This window comes from Salinibacterium sp. NSLL17, from assembly GCF_015864935.1.
GTDB lineage: Bacteria > Actinomycetota > Actinomycetes > Actinomycetales > Microbacteriaceae > Rhodoglobus.
This window is the reverse complement of record NZ_JADYWH010000002.1, coordinates 379,540-399,866: the sequence shown is the minus strand read 5'-3', so window position 1 is coordinate 399,866 and position 20,327 is coordinate 379,540. Positions and strand designations below refer to the sequence as shown.

Annotated in this window: 17 protein-coding genes; 10 read left to right on the top strand and 7 right to left on the bottom strand. The window is 60.6% G+C overall.

Annotated features, from left to right (window positions below; translation table 11 throughout):
- The first annotated feature begins 5 nt into the window (after positions 1–5).
- Both ptsP and I6E51_RS11505 read left to right on the top strand, forming a co-directional pair.
- Positions 6–1,652 carry a phosphoenolpyruvate--protein phosphotransferase gene (gene ptsP, locus I6E51_RS11510; protein WP_197107803.1) on the top strand — a complete coding sequence of 549 codons (1,647 nt, stop codon included), beginning with the start codon at positions 6–8 and terminating at the stop codon, positions 1,650–1,652.
- Positions 1,653–2,318: 666 nt separating this feature from the next.
- Positions 2,319–3,932: a sigma-70 family RNA polymerase sigma factor gene (locus I6E51_RS11505; protein WP_197110386.1), complete on the top strand. Its 1,614-nt coding sequence runs from the start codon at positions 2,319–2,321 to the stop codon at positions 3,930–3,932.
- A gap of 185 nt (positions 3,933–4,117) precedes the next feature.
- Here I6E51_RS11505 and I6E51_RS11500 read toward each other — a convergent pair whose 3' ends face one another.
- The 6 genes from I6E51_RS11500 to I6E51_RS11475 all read right to left on the bottom strand — a co-directional run bounded on the left by I6E51_RS11500 (position 4,118) and on the right by I6E51_RS11475 (position 9,399).
- Positions 4,118–4,876 (bottom strand): succinate dehydrogenase iron-sulfur subunit, encoded by a 759-nt coding sequence (locus tag I6E51_RS11500; protein ID WP_197107799.1) that lies wholly within the window; start codon positions 4,874–4,876, stop codon positions 4,118–4,120.
- Positions 4,876–6,690, bottom strand: coding sequence for a succinate dehydrogenase flavoprotein subunit (gene sdhA, locus I6E51_RS11495; RefSeq protein WP_197107797.1), 1,815 nt, complete (start codon positions 6,688–6,690; stop codon positions 4,876–4,878). Before sdhA ends, I6E51_RS11500 begins: the two co-directional genes overlap by 1 nt.
- Positions 6,691–7,137 carry a succinate dehydrogenase hydrophobic membrane anchor subunit gene (locus I6E51_RS11490; RefSeq protein WP_197107795.1) on the bottom strand — a complete coding sequence of 149 codons (447 nt, stop codon included), beginning with the start codon at positions 7,135–7,137 and terminating at the stop codon, positions 6,691–6,693.
- A gap of 2 nt (positions 7,138–7,139) precedes the next feature.
- Complete coding sequence (sdhC, locus tag I6E51_RS11485; RefSeq protein ID WP_197107793.1) at positions 7,140–7,577, bottom strand: succinate dehydrogenase, cytochrome b556 subunit; 438 nt, start codon at positions 7,575–7,577, stop codon at positions 7,140–7,142.
- Positions 7,578–7,765: 188 nt separating this feature from the next.
- Complete coding sequence (locus I6E51_RS11480; protein ID WP_197107791.1) at positions 7,766–8,200, bottom strand: MerR family transcriptional regulator; 435 nt, start codon at positions 8,198–8,200, stop codon at positions 7,766–7,768.
- Between the two features lie 68 nt (positions 8,201–8,268).
- Entirely contained in the window at positions 8,269–9,399 is a 1,131-nt protein-coding gene (locus I6E51_RS11475; protein WP_197110385.1) for a glycosyltransferase family 1 protein, read from the bottom strand.
- 90 nt (positions 9,400–9,489) lie between these two features.
- On the opposite strand from I6E51_RS11475, the gene I6E51_RS11470 reads away from it, so the two are divergent.
- The 8 genes from I6E51_RS11470 to I6E51_RS11435 all read left to right on the top strand — a co-directional run bounded on the left by I6E51_RS11470 (position 9,490) and on the right by I6E51_RS11435 (position 19,357).
- A complete protein-coding gene (locus I6E51_RS11470; RefSeq protein WP_197107787.1) occupies positions 9,490–10,611 on the top strand; it encodes a mannose-1-phosphate guanylyltransferase in 1,122 nt (373 codons plus the stop codon).
- Positions 10,612–10,699: 88 nt separating this feature from the next.
- The gene (locus I6E51_RS11465) at positions 10,700–11,839 is read left to right on the top strand and encodes a BMP family protein (protein WP_197107785.1); all 1,140 of its coding nucleotides are present in this window, start codon (positions 10,700–10,702) and stop codon (positions 11,837–11,839) included.
- Positions 11,840–11,962: 123 nt separating this feature from the next.
- A complete protein-coding gene (locus tag I6E51_RS11460; protein WP_197107783.1) occupies positions 11,963–13,477 on the top strand; it encodes an ABC transporter ATP-binding protein in 1,515 nt (504 codons plus the stop codon).
- Complete coding sequence (locus I6E51_RS11455; RefSeq protein ID WP_197107781.1) at positions 13,474–14,760, top strand: ABC transporter permease; 1,287 nt, start codon at positions 13,474–13,476, stop codon at positions 14,758–14,760. The genes I6E51_RS11460 and I6E51_RS11455 overlap by 4 nt, the downstream gene beginning before the upstream one ends.
- A complete protein-coding gene (locus I6E51_RS11450; RefSeq protein WP_197107779.1) occupies positions 14,760–16,040 on the top strand; it encodes an ABC transporter permease in 1,281 nt (426 codons plus the stop codon). The genes I6E51_RS11455 and I6E51_RS11450 overlap by 1 nt, the downstream gene beginning before the upstream one ends.
- Before the next feature lie 4 nt (positions 16,041–16,044).
- Entirely contained in the window at positions 16,045–16,461 is a 417-nt protein-coding gene (locus I6E51_RS11445) for a cytidine deaminase (protein ID WP_197107777.1), read from the top strand.
- Complete coding sequence (locus tag I6E51_RS11440; RefSeq protein WP_197107775.1) at positions 16,454–17,770, top strand: thymidine phosphorylase; 1,317 nt, start codon at positions 16,454–16,456, stop codon at positions 17,768–17,770. Before I6E51_RS11445 ends, I6E51_RS11440 begins: the two co-directional genes overlap by 8 nt.
- A 69-nt stretch (positions 17,771–17,839) precedes the next feature.
- The gene (locus I6E51_RS11435; protein ID WP_197110384.1) at positions 17,840–19,357 is read left to right on the top strand and encodes an MFS transporter; all 1,518 of its coding nucleotides are present in this window, start codon (positions 17,840–17,842) and stop codon (positions 19,355–19,357) included.
- On the opposite strand, the gene I6E51_RS11430 is transcribed toward I6E51_RS11435, so the two are convergent.
- Positions 19,354–20,301 (bottom strand): nucleoside hydrolase, encoded by a 948-nt coding sequence (locus I6E51_RS11430; protein ID WP_197110383.1) that lies wholly within the window; start codon positions 20,299–20,301, stop codon positions 19,354–19,356. The genes I6E51_RS11435 and I6E51_RS11430 overlap by 4 nt on opposite strands.
- Positions 20,302–20,327 lie beyond the last annotated feature (26 nt).

The following is a 20,327-nucleotide window of genomic DNA, read 5'->3' as shown; positions in this document are numbered from 1 at the left end:
ATCACATGGAACTTCAGGGTGTTGGAGTCGGACGATCGGTTGCTGTCGGAAAAGTCGTGCGAATGCCCGACCCCCTTCCGGAGCCGAAAGATGCTCGCCATTCCGGCGATGCTGCAGCAGAGAAAGAAGCGGCAGCATCCGCACTCACTTTTGTGGCTGCTGACCTGCGCGCCCGCGCAGAAAAAGCGGATGCCGAAGCCAACGAGGTTCTCACCGCTACAGCCCTCATGGCTGAAGACCCCTCGATTCTTGACAGCGTCAACGAACTGATCGACGGTGGCAAAGCTGCTGAGCGCGCCGTGTTCGAGGCCTTTGCTTCGTTCCGCGAGATGTTGATCTCGCTCGGCGGAATGATGGCCGAACGAGCTACCGACCTCAGTGACGTGAGCCAGCGTGTAGTCGCTCGCTTGCGTGGCGTTGAAGCCCCGGGCGTTCCGCAGCGCGATGAGCCGTTCGTGCTCGTTGCCGATGACCTCGCTCCGGCTGACACAGCGCTGCTTGAGCTCGACAAGGTTCTCGCTCTCGTCACCCGCCAGGGTGGTCCGACGAGCCACACCGCGATCCTTGCTCGCTCTAAGGCGATTCCCGCCATCATGGGCGTCGCAGAAGCACTCGACCTTGCCGATGACACTCTGGTGATCGTGGATGCCGGTGCTGGCATGATCACGACAGAACCAACCGCTGAGCAAGTCTCCGCAGCAGAAGCCCGCATCGCCGAGCTCGCTGCCGCAGCAAACGCTCCCATCACTGATGGAGCTCTCGCTGACGGAACTCTCGTTCCTTTGCTCGCCAACCTCGGCACTCCGTCTGAGGCCGCGCAGGCTGTCGAACTCGGCGCTGAAGGAGTCGGCCTCTTCCGCACCGAGCTCATGTTCCTCGATGCCACTTCGGCCCCCACGGTTGAAGAGCAAACCAAGGAATATACCGAGATGTTGCAGCATTTCCCGGGCAAGAAGGTTGTCGTTCGCGCGCTCGATGCTGGTGCCGACAAGCCCCTGAGCTTTATGGACATGGGCGAAGAAGTAAATCCCGCCCTCGGCCAGCGCGGGCTTCGTTCGCTTCGTGTCAACGAGAACATCCTTCGTGACCAGCTGACCGCACTCGTCAACGCTCAGAACGCGACCGACGCCGACCTCTGGGTGATGGCGCCGATGGTGTCGGATGCCGAAGAGACCGACTACTTCGTCTCCCTTGGTCGCGAGCTTGGTCTTAACACCGTCGGTGTCATGGCCGAGGTTCCCTCGCTCGCCGTGCTCGCCGACCAGGTCGCAGAACGCAGCGACTTCGTCTCGATCGGCTCCAACGACCTCACGCAGTACACGCTGGCTGCGGACCGGATGCTCGGCACCCTCGCTAAGTTCCAAGACCCGTGGCACCCTGCCGTGCTCCGCATGGTGAAAATGCTCGGAGACGCGGGAGCCGCAGCGGGCAAGCCTGTCGGAGTCTGTGGTGAAGCGGCCGCAGATCCGCAACTGGCCATCGTCCTTGTCGGTCTGGGAGTAACAAGCCTCTCGATGACGCCCGCGGCGCTCGCCGACGTGCGCGCCGAGCTTCTGACGGTCACGCTCGAACAGGCCAAGGCTCGCGCCGCGGCCGCCATCAACGCGACCACCGGACCGACCGCTCGTGAAGCTGCGGCGAACGCTGCCTAGCTCGCTCGAATAACTCGTTCGTAGCGCCACGATTCCTTCGGGAATCGTGGCGCTACGTCGTTAACCGGCAGTCGCAGGGCTCGGTGTGCGGTGTGCACAAACTTTTTCGACCATGTACCGGTGTGGCCGTAACTGCGGTGGGGGCGCACCCTGTGGCTTTCGGCATCTCCACCAGCATGAAAGTGGTCCAGCTAAAACGTCTATCTCGCATGAACTGGGAGTGTGCACGTTTAGAGCTGAACTCTTCTCAAAAACCTCGTCTCGAATAATCGGGGTACAAAACTCTCCCACGGTTAGCGCTGCCAGCGCGAGTGATTTGCCAGCCTGACCAGCAAAAGTGGTTCGCGCGGTTGCGGGGGAGCTCCCAATCGGGACGAATTCTCCGTTGACTGTCGTGCGCCCGAGAGAGTGCTTCCATCCAGTGCAGGTGGTCTACTAGCGGCGGTGTTGGTGAACTCGTCAGCGCTACTCTGAAACTGGCTATAACGCTTGATCATTCGGGACAGAATGAGCTGTTCCCCCCTAAGGGGGGCACAAATTTCTGAGAACTTTCGATAGTCTGCGTCATAGAGAACGGGTTCATCAGTCTCTTTGGGTAAGAAGGTTTTGTTTCTAAAATCTTCGCCCACAAGGGACAAAGAGAGGCCCGGGAAATGGATCAGGGGGATGAGCGGAATCGTGGCACCGAAGCTAACCACTTCGGACGAGCAGCTACTGGCACAGGCGCGTACGGGGGTACAAAACGCCTTTGCCGAGCTCTGGAGTCGCCACTACCGCTCGGGAATATGTGTCGCCCGTCAGTACACGTCGATAGACGCGGACGATCTCGTGTCTGAGTCGTTCGCGCGTATTTACCAGCGTGTGCTGGCGGGGGGCGGCCCACAGGGCGCTTTCCGCCCCTACCTCTACACGACCATCCGCAACCTCGCGTCGACGTGGGGCGCAGCCTCCCGCGAAGTGCAAGTGGATGAGATCGCCGACTTTGAAGATCCCAAGACTCTCGACGACCCCATTGCGGTCGCACTCGACCACTCGCTCACGGCCAAAGCCTTCCGTGAACTTCCGGAACGCTGGCAGTCAGTGCTCTGGTACACCGAAGTTGAAGGCATGGACCCTCATGAGGTGGCGCCACTACTCGGGATGAGCCCTAACGGCGTCGCTGCGCTGTCGTACCGCGCGCGTGAAGGCCTTCGCAAAGCCTGGTTGCAGGCTCATATCAACGATGCAACGGCATCCGGCGAATGCCAGTGGGCGATGTCAAAGTTTGGCGAGCATGCTCGCAAAAGCCTCAGCGGCAGAGACACTACGCGTATCGAAGCGCACCTTGCCTCGTGCACTCGTTGCGCGATCGTGTGCGAAGAGGTCGATGAGGTTGGTTCACGCCTAGCACTCGTGATGATCCCGATGCTGCTGGGCGGCGTTGCCGGTGGCGGTTTCCTCAGCGCCTTCGGGCAGGGCGGTGCAGCGTCCCTCACCGCAGCTGCAGCACCGGCTATGCCAGCAGCCGTCGTTGCCAGCACTCATCTTGCGGGTGCCGGCAGTGCGGTCGCTGTGGGTGGTGCTAGCGCGGGTGCGCTTCCTGTCGCGGTCGCTGGCACGCTTGCTGCGGCGGTGGCTTTGACGGGTTCGCTCGTTGTGCTCGGCCCGACGGCGCCAGACTCGACAAGTGCAGAAGGCACGACGACGAGTGACACCTCCCCTGGCCAGAACAATGCCGACGTCACAAACTCGGGAGTGAGCGACAATCTCGGTGGCTCCCGCACTGATCCCAGCGACATCACGATTCCTACAGTCCCGTCTATTGACGCTGCCACCGACACCGACGGCATCGCCAGCGGCACTGGTGGTCTCGTCGGTTCTGTTGGCGACGCTGTCGGAGGACTCGTCGACTCGGTCGTCGGCACCGTTACGGGAGGAGCAGCCCCCGAAGGCCACACGGCCCCTGGCGGCGTTGTGGGTGCGGATGTCAACCTCAATCTCGTCGGTACTGCCACTCCCGGCGCGCATCTGTCGTTGCAGGCGGCTGGGCTCGTTTACGCGACGACTACCGTGTCAAGCGACGGTACCTTTGCGCTCAACGTCACGGGCATCCCCGGCGGGCTGTCATCTCTTGACTTGGTTCAGACCGTTGACCGCGGGTATTTGGGTGGCCTCGTTGGCACTGGCGGTCTGCTCGGGGGCCTCCTCGGCACGGTCGATGGCCTCATCAACGATCTCATCAAGCCGCTTCAACTGTCGTCGGGAAACAACCAAGGCATCAACGTTCGCCTCCTGAGCTAAACCCCAGTTCGGGGGTGTTTGCCGAATCTTCTCGTCATAATGTGAGCGAAGACCAGTCTCTTTCATTAGGCAACCCGAATGCCTACAGTGGGCGTTCGCCGTGGGTGACGGACGCACACAAACAAATCGCCCCTGTCGCTACCTCGGTAGCGCTAGGGGCGATCTTGTGTTGAGCGAAAGCGTGGTTACGGCTTGCCCTTGATGATGGCCTGCTTCACTTCAGCGATTGCCTGAGTGACTTGGATGCCACGGGGGCACGCGTCGGTGCAGTTGAAGGTGGTGCGGCAACGCCACACGCCCTCTTTGTCGTTGAGGATGTCGAGGCGAACGCCAGCACCCTCATCGCGCGAGTCAAAGATGAAGCGGTGCGCGTTCACGATGGCGGCAGGACCGAAGTACTGTCCGTCAGTCCAGAACACGGGGCAGCTCGAGGTGCACGCAGCGCACAGGATGCACTTGGTGGTGTCGTCGAAGCGGGCGCGCTCCACAGGGCTTTGCTTGCGCTCTTTGCCGCCCTTGACGGGACCGGCCATGAGGAACGGGTTGACCTCTTTGAAGGAGTCGAAGAACGGCTCCATATCGACGATCAAGTCCTTCTCCAAGGGGAGCCCCTTGATGGCCTCCACGTAGATCGGCTTCGAAATGTCGAGGTCCTTGATCAGGGTCTTGCAGGCCAGGCGGTTGCGGCCGTTGATGCGCATCGCATCCGAACCACAAACACCGTGCGCGCAGGAGCGACGGAAGGTCAGCGACCCATCCATCTCCCACTTGATCTTGTGAAGAGCATCGAGAATACGGTCGGTCTCGTACAGCTCAACGTCGAAGTCTTCCCAGCGCGGTTCTTCATCCACCTCGGGGTCGAAACGACGAATCATGAGCGTCGCAGTGAAGGTCGGAACGACCTCTGCTGCGGCAGGCTTGTTATCAGCGACGGCAGTGCTCATTAGTACTTTCTTTCCATTGGCGGGTAGTTAGTGATCACTACCGGCTTCCAGTCGAGACGGATGTGGTCACCCGCCTCTTCTGATTCTGGGTCGCCCGTGAGGTACGCCATGGTGTGCACGAGGAAGTTCTCGTCGTCACGGTTGGGGTAGTCCTCACGCATGTGGCCGCCACGGCTTTCCTTGCGAGACCGAGCCGAGAACACGAGTACTTCAGCGAGGTCGAGCAGGAAGCCAAGCTCTACGGCTTCGAGCAGGTCAGTGTTGAACCGCTTGCCCTTGTCGTCGAGGCGAATGTTCTTGTAGCGAGCGCGCAACGTTTGGATGAGCTTGGTTACCTCTTCGAGGCTTTCATCGGTGCGGAAGATCTGCGCGTTGCGGTCCATCGAGACCTGCAGTTCCTTGCGGATGACGGCAATACGCTCGGTGCCATCGCCGGCACGAACCATGTCGAGGATGTTCTTGACGCCCCCGGCAGGGTTCTCGGGCAGCGGCACGAACTCAGCAGTCTTGACGTACTCGACGGCTGCCTTTCCGGCACGCTTTCCGAAGACGTTGATGTCGAGCAGCGAGTTGGTTCCCAAACGGTTAGAACCGTGAACGGAAACGCACGCACACTCGCCAGCGGCGTAGAGCCCCTTGACGACATCCGTGTTGTTGCGCAGCACTTCGGCCTGAACGTTGGTGGGAATACCACCCATCGCGTAGTGCGCGGTCGGCAGCACGGGAACGGGCTCGGTGTACGGCTCGACGCCCAGGTAGGTGCGAGCGAACTCGGTGATGTCAGGCAGCTTCTCGTCAATGACGGCCGGCTCGAGGTGAGTGATGTCGAGGAACAGGTAGTCCTTGTCGGGACCAGCTCCACGGCCTTCACGAATCTCAGTGGCCATCGAGCGCGCAACGATGTCACGCGGCGCGAGGTCCTTGAGCGTCGGCGTGTAGCGCTCCATGAAGCGCTCGCCCTCGGAGTTGCGCAGAATCGCGCCCTCTCCACGGGCAGCTTCGGAGAGGAGGATGCCGAGGCCAGCCAACCCGGTGGGGTGGAACTGGAAGAACTCCATGTCCTCCAACGGAAGGCCCTTGCGCCAGATGATTCCGACGCCATCACCGGTGAGGGTGTGAGCGTTGGATGTCGTCTTGAAGATCTTGCCGAATCCACCGGTAGCGAAGATGATCGCCTTCGACTGGAACACGTGGAGCTCGCCGGTAGCGAGCTCGTAGGCAACAACGCCAGACGGTTCGTCAACGCCATCGACCTCGGTCATGACCAGGTCGAGAACATAGAACTCGTTGAAGAAGTTGATGCCGAGCTTGACGCAGTTTTGGTACAACGTCTGAAGGATCATGTGACCGGTGCGGTCAGCGGCGTAGCAGGCGCGGCGAACCGGAGCCTTGCCGTGCTCGCGAGTGTGGCCACCAAAGCGACGCTGGTCGATCTTGCCGTCTTCGGTGCGGTTGAACGGAAGACCCATGTTCTCGAGGTCTACAACGGCGTCGATGGCCTCTTTGGCGAGAATCTCTGCCGCGTCTTGGTCGACAAGGTAGTCGCCACCCTTGACGGTGTCGTAGGTGTGCCATTCCCAGTTGTCTTCTTCGACGTTGGCGAGGGCCGCAGCCATGCCACCCTGCGCTGCACCAGTGTGCGAACGCGTGGGGTAGAGCTTGGAGATTACAGCGGTCTTGGCGTGCGGGCCGGCTTCGATTGCGGCTCGCATGCCAGCGCCACCGGCGCCCACAATGACGATGTCGAACTGGTGGTAATGGATTCCGTCAATAACGGTTCCGTCGGCGATGTCGCCGGTGTTAATCGTTGCCAATTAAGATGCCTCACAGAAGCTGGGGAGCAGAGCTGGGTCAGCTCCGGCTGGGCAGGGGTCAAAGGTAGTGATCACGAGCGTTCCCAGAATGATCAGGATGACCGTGGATGCGGCAATTCCGATCAAGAGAACCTTGCGCACCTTGGGGTTGGTTGCATAGTCGTTCACGAGCGTGCGCATTCCGTTGCCGCCGTGGATGAGCGCGAGCCACAGCATGAGGCCGTCCCACACAATCCAGAACGGGTCAGCGAGCTTTCCGCCGACGAACGCGAAGTCGATGGCTTTGACACCCTCGCCGGCAACAAGGTTGACGAAGAGGTGGCCGAAGATCAGAACGATCAGCACGACGCCAGAAGCGCGCATGTAGATCCATCCCCATTTTTCCCAGTTGATTCCACCGGTGCGGTGGCCACGGGTAGGGGTGCGGGGGGCTTCGATGAGACTCATGCTCAACCTCCGAAGATGTGCATTAGCTGGCGGGGGATGAACGCGGCAAGCAGAACCACCCAGAGACCAATGACAACCCAGAACATGGTGCGCTGGTGCTTGGCACCGAACGCCCAAAAGTCGATCAGGATGATGCGCAGTCCATTGAAGGCGTGGAATGCGATCGCCGCGACGAGGGCTATCTCGCCAAGTCCCATGAGGGGCGTCTTGTAGGTGTCGATCACCGCGTTGTAGGCCTCAGGACTCACACGCACGAGGGCGGTGTCGAGAATGTGCACGAGGAGGAAGAAGTAGATAGCAACACCGGTAATACGGTGCAACACCCACGACCACATGCCCTCTTTACCCCGGTACAGGGTGCCAGCAGGTCTCTTGGGTGAGCGAATCTTGGGCGGCGACTGCGGCTCCGCCACTAGGTTACTCGCCGACTTCTCTGGCACGAGGACCCTCCTTGCGGTGTGGGGTCGCGTCCACCGCGACCGATGAGTGTCCGCACAGGCGGACTCTCTCATTCTATTCCCGCGTGAAGGCCCTCGCTTCCCAGTCGACCCTAAATAGCGAGATATCCGGAATGTTTTCGAGAATATTGTGAAAGTTAACGAGCCGTGTTGCCAGCGAAGCGCTGAATCTAGGGCGCAATCGCCGTTGACGCCAAAGATTCTGAGAACTGAGCCCCGGAATTTTCGCGCTGATCCATCGCCGCTCGGTACCATTCGATTTTCAGTGTGATCCCGTCGAGGTGCTTCTGTTGTTCGGCCAGGTCACGAATGACATTTTCGCGGTGCTGCTCGAGCAAGCGCATCCGCTCCGCTGCGGTGTCTTTGCCGCTGCGCACCAGATCGGCATACTCCCGAATGGTGCGGATGGGCATCCCGGTGCGGCGAAGATGGCCGATGAACTCGACGGCCTTGACATCCATTTCGCGGTAACGCCGCTGACCGTTCGCGAGGCGGGGAACCACAAGAAGTCCTGCTTTCTCGTAGTAGCGAAGCGTGTGATCGGTGACGCCGGTCGCCTCGGCAACCTCGCCGATGGTGAGTACTCGTTCGTTCGTTGTTGTCATCGTGCCACCCATGCTTGTTCCTAGAGCGCACTCTAAGTCAAGTCACTGTGGGCACAGTGTGCAGCTACCTACCGAGGAACCGGTGCGGATGCAGCAGCAATCGTCGCTTCGTAGTGCTGAACAAGTTCGCCGCAGACGCCGCTCCACGACTTTCCGAGAACAGTGCGCCGCCCGGCCTCAGCCATGCGAGCTCGAAGCGCCGGATCAATGGCGAGCGCCTCTATATAGGCACGCAATTGATCTTCGTTGTCGGCCTCAAAGAGGAAGCCGTCAATTCCGTGGTCAATCAAATCAATGGGGCCGCCAGCGCGGGGCGCCACTACGGGCAAACCTGCCGAATGTGCTTCCTGCAAAGTTTGGCCAAAGGTCTCTTCAGTTCCCGTGTGCGCAAAAATATCGAAGGCGGCATAGGCCGTGGCCAAATCCTCGCCACCCAACTTGCCCAGCCACGTCACGGGGATGCCGGCGAGCTCCTTCTTAACCAGAGGTACCGATGAACCGTCTCCGACGATCGCAACGCGCACCCCGGTGAGGCCCCGAAGCGCTCGCAGCCGCTCCACCTGTTTCTCGGGAGCGATGCGTCCCACATACCCAACGACGATTTCGCCATTGGGGGAGAGGCGCTTGCGCAGCTTCGCCGTCGCCGGCGAGAGCTTCTTGGCGGGGTGATACATCGCGAGGTCGACGCCGCGACCCCAGCGTTCAAGCTTCGTGAGGCCGATGGCCCGCAGATCCGTCATTGCGGTGCTCGACGGGGCAAGCGTGAGCTCAGCACCATCGTGGATCCAACGCACGATGCGCCAGGCCAGCTTGGTCGCCTGACCGAGGTGGTGACGGCGAGCGTAGCCCGCGACATCCGTCTGAAAAATCGCTACTGCGGGGATGCCGAGGCGATTCGCCGACGAAATAGCTTGAGCGCCGAGAAGAAAGGGAGCAGCGGCGTGAACCACATCGGGGCGAAAGTCGGCGATCAACTTGTGAACTTGCGGGTTGGGCAGGCCAACAGGAAACTGCCGATAAGCCAGTGCGGGTACCGCGTGCACTGTGAATCCCGCGTAGGTCTTGGGGGCGCCAGCCGATGGACAAATCACAATCGCCTCGTGACCTTCGGCGCTCAAATAGTCGAGCACCTTCAGCACGCTGTTGGTGACGCCGTTGACAGTGGGGAGGAAGCTTTCGCTCACAATGGCGACTCGCACAATCAGCACCTCAATCGGTTGTCGTGACCCTGACAGTAGAAGGTGCAGACAACCGGCGAGTTAACGGGTGCTGAAGTCTAAGGTGGAGGCATGAGCCAACATCAGGCCCCGTTCGACAACTTCTATAGCGTGATCCCCGCCGGCGGTATCGGGTCACGGCTATGGCCGCTGTCGCGGGCCGACGCCCCCAAGTTCTTGCACGACCTCACCGGATCAGGCCAGACCTTGCTGCGGGACACCTGGGATCGCCTTGCGCCGATCTCTGGCACCGACCGCATTATGGTCGTGACCGGGCGCGCGCACCGTGCCGCCGTAGAAAAGCAGCTGCCCGAACTCAGCGACCCCAACGTTGTGCTCGAGAGCGAGCCAAAAGACTCCTCTGCAGCGATCGGGCTTGCGGCCGCGATCCTGCTCAAACGCGACCCCAACGTCATCATTGGATCGTTTGCTGCTGACCATGTGATTCGCGACATCCGCGGATTCAGGCGCAGCGTGCGCGAGTCGATCGCCGTGGCCAATGCTGGCTACATCGCTGCCATTGGAATCACGCCCACCGAGCCCGCTATTGGGTTTGGCTACATTCACTGCGGCGATCCGCTTGAGATCGACGACGCTCCCAGCGCTGTCATGGCGAAGTCGTTCGTTGAAAAGCCTGATTTCGAGACAGCCCAGGCCTACGTGGCCAGCGGCGACTACCTCTGGAACGGCGGCATGTTTATTTCGCGTGCCGACGTGCTTCTCGAACAACTGGGCAAAGCCGAACCCGAACTATTGGCTGGCCTCACCGAGCTCGCTGAAGTGTGGGACACCCCAGAACGCGGCGCCGTCGTCGACGCCGTCTGGCCGCACCTCGCCAAGATCGCCATTGACTACACGGTGGCCGAACCTGCTGCCGAAGAAGGGCGCCTCGTCGTGATCCCCGGAGACTTCGATTGGGATGACGTCGGCGACTTCGCCTCGATCGCCAAGTTGCACTCGGGTGGGCGCAAATCAGACCTCGCGATCCTCGGCGAAAATGCTCGCGTTCTAGCCGATAAGTCCACGGGTGTGGTGATTAGTCAGACTGACCGGCTTATTTCCCTAATTGGGGTAAACGACATTGTCGTGGTCGATACCCCCGATGCTTTGCTGGTTACTACAACTGCGAACGCTCAGAGAGTAAAATCTGTAGTGGATGCTCTAAAAGTCTCCGGACGTAATGATGTGTTGTGACAACCGTATTTCGCGTTTGTAACCATTCGGCTTCGGCGCTCATATTCGCACAATGCATTCCTTGATTCTTCGGTAGCGTAGGTTCACTATGTTTCGACAATTTCTGTCGGACAGCATCTTGGAGGACACCTTGAGAATCAGCACTCACGGCCGCGCACTCAGCGGCATGGCGCTCGTTGCCACCAGCGCACTCGTACTCGCCGGTTGCGCATCAGCACCCGAAGAGACCGACGCCGGATCGGGCGAAGCGCTTGACTACCTTCCCTGCATGGTTTCTGACTCGGGCGGATTCGACGACAAGTCGTTCAACCAGCTCGGTTACGAAGGTATCGAAAAGGCAGCCAACGAACTCGGTGTTGAATTCAACGCTGTCGAATCGACCAGCGATGCAGACTACGCACCCAACATCGAAAGCCTCGTAGCTGAGGGTTGCGACCTGATCGTCACCGTCGGATTCAACCTCTCCGCAGCCACCGTTGAGTTCGCTCTCGCGAACCCCGACATCGACTTCGCAATTGTCGATGACGCGGCAGACAACGACTTCGATGGCACCATCGACGCTCCGAACATCAAGCCGATCCTCTTCGACACCGCTGGTGCTGCATTCCTCGCGGGTTACGCTGCCGCTAGCTACTCCAAGACCGGTGTTATCGGAATGTACGGCGGAATGAACTTCCCCACCGTTTCGATCTTCCTCGACGGAACCGCTCAGGGTGTTGAGTACTACAACTCCGAAAAGGGCACCGACGTCACCGTTCGTGGTTGGGACATCGCAGCACAGGACGGAACCTTCATCGGTACCTTCGCTCCGGGAACCGACTCGCGTGCAGCAGCTCAGAACCTGATCGACCAGGGTGCAGACGTTCTGCTTCCTGCTGGTGGACCCATCTTCCAGAGCGCGGTTGAGGCAATCCGCGACTCCGGCAAGGACATCGCCATGATCGGTGTAGACGCTGACCTGACCGAGACCGAGACCGCAGCTGCGGACTTGTTCCTCACCTCGATCCTCAAGCAGATCGGCGTTGCAGTTGAAGACGTCGTCAACGAGGCTTCGACCGGTTCGCTCGACACCACGCCGTACATCGGAACCCTCGAAAACGGTGGAGTTGGCATCTCGCCGTTCCACGACTTCGAGTCGATGGTTGACGGAGGGCTCGAAGCTGAGCTCGTCACCGTCAAGGACGGCATCATTTCCGGCGACATCGCCGTAACGTCGTACCTGAACTAATTAGATAGAACTGAGGGGGCTGGCCTGAGGGTCAGCCCCCTTCGTTTTGGACTAGTCCTCTGAGGCTATTCTTGTGAAACCCGACGACGGCGATGATGCCCGTCACAGTACTGAGGAGAGATTGTGAAGCTTGAGCTGCGAGGTATTACCAAGCGCTTCGGTGACCTAATCGCGAATGACCATATTGATCTCACGGTCGAAGAGGGCGAGATTCACTGCCTCCTCGGCGAGAATGGCGCGGGTAAGTCAACGTTGATGAATGTGCTCTACGGCCTGTATCAGGCTGAGGAGGGCGAAATTCTCATCGATGACGAGGTGCGCCACTTCGCTGGACCAGGAGACGCGATGCGCTCCGGTATCGGCATGGTCCACCAACACTTCATGCTGATCCCCGTGTTCACCGTCGCAGAAAACGTGGCTCTAGGCCACGAAGAGGTCTACGGTCCCGGGCTCCTCAACCTCGAAGCCGCCCGCACGCTCGTGCGTGACATTTCCGCTCGCTTCGGTTTCGACATCGATCCCGACGCTCTCGTCGAGGATTTGCCGGTTGGCGTGCAGCAGCGTGTGGAGATCGTCAAGGCGCTCTCGCGTGAAGCCAAGATCCTGGTCTTCGATGAGCCGACCGCGGTACTGACGCCTCAAGAGACTGACGAGTTTATGGCCATCATGCGCCAGCTCAAGTCCGAAGGCACCTCCATTGTTTTCATCACGCACAAGCTGCGTGAAGTTCGCGAAGTAGCGGACCGCATCACCGTCATCCGCCTAGGAAAAGTTGTTGGCGAAGCAGACCCGAGTGCGAACAAGGAAGAACTGGCATCGCTCATGGTCGGCCGTGCTGTCGACCTCACGATCGACAAGGCTCCGGCGCAGCTCACCGACAACTCTCTCGTGATCGACAAGCTGTCGATCGCTGATGAACTTGGGCACCGCGCAGTCACAGACCTCAGCGTCACGATTCGGGGTGGCGAGATTCTCGCCATCGCGGGAGTGCAGGGCAACGGTCAAACTGAACTGGCCGAAGCGCTGCTCGGCATGCAAGAGCGAGCATCGGGTTCAATTACGTTGAACGGCACCGAATTGCTCGGCCTCAACGCGCGCCAAATCCTCGATGCTGGCGTTGGTTATGTCCCGGAAGACCGCACTCTCGATGGTCTCGTTGGTGCCTTCTCGGTGGCCGAAAACTTGATGCTCGACCGCAGTGACGGAGAACCGTTCGTCAAGTACGCCACGTTGCAAACGGACGTGCTCACCGAGTTCGCGACCGAGAAGCTTGAGGAATACGACATCCGCGCTCAGAGCATCGGCGAGCTCGTCTCGAAGCTCTCGGGCGGTAACCAGCAGAAGGTTGTGTTGGCTCGAGAACTCAGCCGCGAGCTGTCGTTGTTGGTCGTCTCGCAGCCGACTCGTGGACTCGACGTTGGTTCTATCGAGTTTGTTCACGAGCAGATTGTTCGAGTGCGTGATCGCGGAGTTCCCGTGATCGTCGTCTCGACTGAACTCGACGAAGTCGTTTCCCTCGCAGACCGCATCGCGGTCATGTACAAGGGACAAATTGTTGGAATCGTGCCTGCGGATACCCCGCGCGAAAAACTCGGCCTCATGATGGCTGGCGAACGCATTACGGAGGAGGCAGCATGAGCGAGCCAACACCACAGAAACCTGAAGACCAGAAGCCTGAAGACCTGAAAGCCGAAGAAGCGGCCGTGACAGAGACTGCCACGACCTCGGAAACGAACCAGGACACTGTCCGCTGGACGAACGCGTTCCGCGAAATCGCGTCGGGTAACGCGCTGCTTTCGCTGCTCGCCGTCGTCTTGGCGATCCTGATTGGTGGAGTGCTCATCGCATTCACCGATTCCGATGTGCAAGATGCAGCCGGCTACTTCTTCGCTCGTCCCGGTGACCTCTTCGCGGCCATCGGCTCCGCTGTCGGCGGTGCTTACCTCGCACTGTTCCAAGGATCGATCTACGACTTCCGTCGCGATGACTTCCTTTCGGCCATCAAGCCGCTAACGCAGACCTTGGTCTTCGCAACGCCGCTGATTGCCGCCGGGCTCGGTGTCGCGATCGCCTTCCGTGTTGGTCTGTTCAACATCGGTGGCCGCGGCCAGATCATCGTCGGTGCAGCATTCGCCGGCTACGCGAGCTTCGCGTGGGATCTGCCCATCGTCATCCACGTCACCGTTGCTGTGATCATGGGAATCATCGGTGGTGCCCTCTGGGGTGCGATTGCTGGTCTCTTGAAAGCGCGCACCGGTGCTCACGAGGTGATCGTCACGATCATGCTCAACTACGTTGCCTACTACCTGATCAGCTTCTTGCTGCGCACTGATCTGCTCAAGAACCCAGGTTCCAACAACCCGAAGACACCGCCAGCAGCAGAAAGCGCCGTTCTGCAGCCCATCTTTGGTGACGGCTTCAAACTGCACTGGGGCTTCGTCCTCGTGGTTGCGGCTACCGTTGTGGCTTGGTGGCTCATTGACCGCTCAAGCCTCGGTTTCAAGTTCCGCGCTGTGGGCCTCAACCCTCACGCGGCTCGCGTCGCCGGTGTCAAGGTGGAGCGCATCTACATCTACGTCATGCTCATCGCGGGTGGCTACGCTGGTCTCGCTGCGAGCACCGAGGTGCTCGGAACGACCACGAGCGGATTCACCTCCGGGGTCGATGCGGGAATCGGCTTCGACGCCATCACCGTTGCTCTCCTCGGGCGTTCCACCCCGTGGGGAACCTTCGCTGCCGGCCTCCTCTTTGGTGCTTTCAAAGCGGGCGGGTTCACCATGCAGGCTTCGCAGGGCATCCCGATTGACATCGTTCTCGTTGTTCAGTCCCTCATCGTTCTGTTTATCGCAGCTCCGCCGCTCGTGAGGGCTGTGTTCCGACTGCCGCAACCCGGCGCTCGCGCAAAGAAGGTGGTCAGCTAATGACTTTCACCAAAACTTCTGAAGGCAAAAGCCACGCAGGATCGAAGATCGATCGTCGTAGCTGGAAGCTCCCGATCGCATTCGCGATTGTCTCGCTGATCTCTGGCGTGCTCTTCGTTGGCTTCGCTGAGGACGCCCCCACCGGGTTCAACCTCTCAACGGGGTCCGACCTGTTCCAACTGCCGGTTATTCACTTGCCTGCGCTTGCGACCGGCGTTGTCGTGACGATCCTGACCGCGCTCATCGCGGTCGGCTCGGCATTCATGATCTCGCAGGATCGCGCAGTGCCTAAGTGGATTCCCATCGTGGGTGCGATTCTCGCTCTCACCGGCTTCCTCACCTGGGCTGCTGCCGATGAGACGCTTCGCGTTCCTGAACTGCTTGCCGGTTCTCTCGTGCTTGCCGTTCCGCTCATATTCGGTGCTCTCGGTGGCGTAATCTCCGAGCGCGTCGGTGTCGTCAACATCGCGATCGAAGCCCAACTGCTAGCCGGTGCGTTTGTTTCCGCCGTCGTCGGAACCCTCACGGGCTCCGCCTTCGCGGGACTCTTCGCGGCAGCTGTCGCCGGAATGCTCGTGTCGTTCTTGCTCTCGGTCTTCGCGATCAAGTACCTCGTCAATCAGATCATCGTCGGTGTTGTCATCAACGTTCTGGTTTCTGGTCTCACCGGATTCCTGTACTCGACTTGGCTTACGGACAACCCCGAGCAGTTGAACAACCCGGAAGGGTTCTCGACGCTGGCAATTCCGCTGCTGAGCGGCATCCCGATCATCGGCCCGGTGCTGTTCCAGCAGACGCTGATCGTCTACTTGCTGTACGTCATCGTGGCCGCCGTTGCGTTCGCGCTGTACCGCACTCGCTGGGGACTGCGTCTGCGCGCCGTCGGTGAGCACCCCAAGGCCGCCGACACCGTCGGCATCAACGTGACTCTTACCCGTTTCTGGAACGTCGCCCTTGCCGGCGCGATCGCCGGTCTCGGTGGAGCATTCATCACGCTGAGCCAGACAGGCCAGTTCGGCAAGGACGTCACTGCGGGCGCCGGCTTTATCGCTCTCGCCGCCGTGATCTTTGGTCGCTGGGACCCGATCAAGGCAACGCTCGCGGCGCTGCTCTTCGGCTTCGCCAGCAACCTGCAGAACGCTCTGAGCGTGGTGGGTTCGCCGGTTCCGAGCGAGTTCATGCTCATGCTGCCGTACGTCGTGACAATCATTGCCGTCGCCGGTCTGGTCGGAAAGTCTCGGCCACCAGCAGCATCCGGAACACCATACATAAAGGGGTAACGCTATGACGATCGAGCCGCAATCTATTGACTGGGATGCGCTGAGGCTCGTCGCCACAGACGCCCTGACCCACGCCTACGTTCCCTATTCGAAGTTCCCGGTCGGCGTCGCCGCAATTGTCGACGACGGCCGGGTGATTTCGGGTGCGAACGTCGAGAACGCCTCCTACGGCCTCACCCTGTGTGGAGAGTGTTCTCTGATCTCTGCCCTGCACATGACAGGCGGCGGAAAGCTCGTTGCCTTCACGTGCGTCGATGGCAAAGGCAACGCCCTCATGCCGTGCGGGCGCTGCCGCCAACTGTTGTTCGAGCACTCCGCTGAAGGCATGTTGCTCGACACCGTTTCTGGCATCAAAACGATTGACGAAGTGATCCCCGACGCGTTCGGGCCACGCACTCTTGAGGAGTACCGCAGTGAATAACAGCGCAGAAGCCAAGCAGGTCGAACGTTTCGATGCCGTGGACCTCATCCACACCAAGCGTGACAAGGGTGTGCTCAGCACCGACCAGATCAACTGGCTCGTGGATGCCTACACTCGCGGTTATGTCGGCGACGAGCAGATGGCTGCCATGACAATGGCCATCTTCATCAACGGCATGGAGCGCGAAGAAATCCGCGACCTCACCCTGGCTATGATCGCCAGCGGCGAGACGCTGAGCTTTGAAGGACTGGGCAAGCCCACGACCGACAAGCACTCGACCGGTGGCGTTGGTGACAAGATCACCTTGCCGCTCGCCCCGCTCGTCGCCTCCTTCGGCGTCGCCGTGCCGCAGCTTTCGGGCCGCGGTCTTGGCCACACGGGTGGCACGCTCGACAAGCTCGAGAGCATCCCCGGCTGGCGTGCTGACCTCAGTAACGAAGAGTTCTACGCCCAGCTGCGCGGCGTTGGCGGAGTGATCTGTGCTGCCGGTTCAGGGCTCGCTCCGGCCGACAAGAAGTTGTATGCCCTTCGCGACATCACCGGAACTGTCGAAGCTATTCCACTGATCGCATCCTCAATCATGAGCAAGAAGATCGCGGAAGGAACGTCGGCCCTCGTGCTCGATGTTAAGTTCGGCTCCGGCGCCTTCATGAAGGATGCCGACCGCAGTCGCGAGCTCGCTGAAACCATGGTTCGCCTAGGTAAGGATGCGGGAGTCAAGACTGTCGCGTTGCTCACCAACATGAATGTTCCCCTCGGTCTCACCATCGGAAACGCTAATGAGGTACGCGAATCGGTTGAGGTTCTCGCCGGTGGCGGCCCCGCTGATGTGCGCGCGCTGACGGTAGCGCTCGCCCGCGAAATGTTGGCTCAGGTTGGTCACGAAGATGCGGATGTGGAAGCCGCTCTCGATAACGGCCAAGCGATGGATGCCTGGCGCGGCATGATCTCCGCTCAGGGCGGCGACCCCGACGCTGCCTTGCCGCAGCCGAAAGAAAGCCACGTTGTTGTCGCCGAGCGCGATGGTGTTCTCGTCGAACAAGAAGCTCTCCCATTTGGCGTTGCTGCATGGCGTCTGGGCGCCGGTCGCGCTCGCAAGCAGGACCCGGTGCAGCACGCCGCTGGCATCGATTTGCATGCCAAGCCGGGCGACACTGTGCGCAAGGGCGAGCCGTTGTTCACGATGCACGCCGACGAGCCTGCTCGTTTTGAGCGCGCACTCGAGTCGCTCGAGGGCGCGTACCGCATCGGTGATGCCGGGGACACCATCCACGATGGCGGTCCGCTGATCGCTGGGCGCATCGACTAGCGCACCGCCCCGCATGCTGGCTTCGTAAGCTGAATGGTGGGTCTCATCCGCTGACGTAATGTTGTCTCAATGACGACCGCGGATGAGACCACCGCCAGTGCTGATCCGGCACCGGGTGGCGCACACACTACCGAGACCGAAGCCGAACACTCGGCTAAATGGCGTGCCTTCTGGGTGTGTGTTGTGGTCGCCGCAATCACGATCCTTGACCTCTCGAAGGTCAACGTGGCTCTTCCGTCGATCGAGGATGCTCTCGGCGCGACATCCACTCAACTGCAGCTCATTGTGTCGGGCTATGTGCTGACCTTTGGCCTTGTGCTGGTGCCCGCGGGCCGCCTTGGCGATCAGCGTTCGCGCAAGAAGCTGTTTCTCGTGGGGCTGACGCTCTTCACTCTCGCCAGTGTCGCGTGTGCGCTCGCCCCGAATGCGACCCTGTTGCTGGTGTTCCGTTTGCTGCAGGGTGTCGCGGCCGGCATCCAGATGCCTCAGGTCATTGGCCTCATTCAGCAGCTGTTTCGGGGACCCGAGCGCGGCCGGGCTTTTGGTCTTTTCGGTGCGATGATCGGTGTCGCCACTGCGTTCGGCCCCACCCTTGGTGGGCTGATGATCGCGATCGGCGGCGCCGAAGACGGCTGGCGTTACATCTTCTGGATGAACGTGCCCCTCGGCATCATCGCCCTCGTTCTGGCGTGGCGCATTCTCCCGACCACCTCCAAGGCAGGCTACGAGCGCCTCAGCCTCGACCCGGTCGGTATCGCGATCTTCGGAATCACGGTGCTTGCGTTGATGTGGCCATTCCTCTTCACGACGGGTGCTCCGACGGATGACCCCAATCGCTGGTGGCTGCTGGTGCTCTTTGTACTTTCTGCCGCCGCTTTCGTCGCGTGGGAGCGTCGCTACGCAGCAGGGGGACGGGCGCCTCTCGTTCCGCTTCAGCTGTTCCGCATCAGCTCGTTCCGCAACGGAACGTTGCTCGCGACCGTGTACTTCGCGGCAATGCCAGCGATGTTTCTCATGACGACGCTGTATTTGCAGCTAGGGCTTGGCCTCGAGCCCGTCTTCGCGGGGATGGTGACGATCGGTTTTGCGTTGACCAGTGCGGTGTCGTCGTGGCGCGGCGGCATCTTGGTTGAGCGCTACGGACGCTCGCTCGTGGTTGTGGGCCTCGCCATCTTGCTCGTGGGGCTTGGGCTCCTCATGGCCGCCGCGATTCTGACTCCGCCGGAGCTGACGCCCTACATGATGGCGGCAGCCCTCATTATCGGTGGTACCGGAGGTGGGCTCGTCGTCTCGCCCAACCAGACCCTCACACTGCACGACATTTCGCCCGTCGAGGGTGGCCTAGCGGGATCCGTAGGGCAGCTTGGCCAACGAATCGGGACGGCGATCGGAACCGCCGTTGCACTCTCGTTGTTCTATTCCACTCTGTACAACGAACGCAACAGCGGCGAAAGCACCGTCGAGCTGTACCACCACGCTTACGGCACCGGGATGCTCGCCACAACGCTCTTCTTCTCGATCGCGATGCTTGTTGGCGTTATCGATCTCGGTGCACGCAAGCGCCGGGCACGCGCGCTGGAGGTCTAGAGCTTCGGGTCACCGATGCGCTCGAGGGCGTCGACGATCATGTCCCAGAATTTGGGAACGTCGATGTTGCGAGCGACCTGAGTCGTGCAGTCGGCGGGGGCCGGCGCGCGGAAGTCTGTGACGGTCATGCCGAGCGTGAGCTGTCCCGTGAGTTCCACATTCAAGGGGACCTTGACGGTGTCCATGATGGTGGGGTCGATCACGAAGGCGACGGCACACGGGTCGTGCACGGGCGGGTGCTCGAAGCCTTGAGCTTCGCGGTACGTAGCGCCGAAGAATTCAAGGAGTTCACCGACGAATGCTGCGGGGGCGGTGCCTACGGCGGCGATCGCAGCGGCGACGTCGTCGGTGGCGAGGGCGTCGTGAGTGACGTCAATGCCCACCATCGTGAGTGGCCATGATTCGTTGACGACGACGTGGGCGGCCTCCGGGTCGATCACAATGTTGAACTCGGCGGTAGCGCTCCAGTTACCGACGTTGACGCCGCCACCCATCATGACAACTTGCTTGACGCGCTGTGCGATGCGGGGCTCCTTGCGCACGGCAAGAGCGAGGTTGGTGAGCGCGCCGGTTGGAACGAGCGTGACGGTGCCTGGCTCGTTCTGCATAACGGTGTCGATGATGAAGTCGACGGCGTGACGAGCATCCAACTCGATAAGAGGCTCGGGGAGCACGGGGCCGTCAAGACCGGATTCGCCGTGAATGGATTCGGCTACTTCGACTTCGCGCACGAGCGGGCGGTGGGCTCCGCGGGCGAAGGGCACGTCGGTGATGCCGGCGACGCGGGCAACGGCTAGAGCGTTACGAGTGACTTTCTCGATTGTTTGGTTGCCCATCACGGTCGTGACTCCGAGGAGTTCGATGTGCGGGCTACCGTGAGCGAGCAGGATCGCAATCGCGTCGTCGTGCCCGGGGTCGCAGTCGAGGATAATTTTTTCAGCCATGATTAAAAGCATATATGAAAACATCA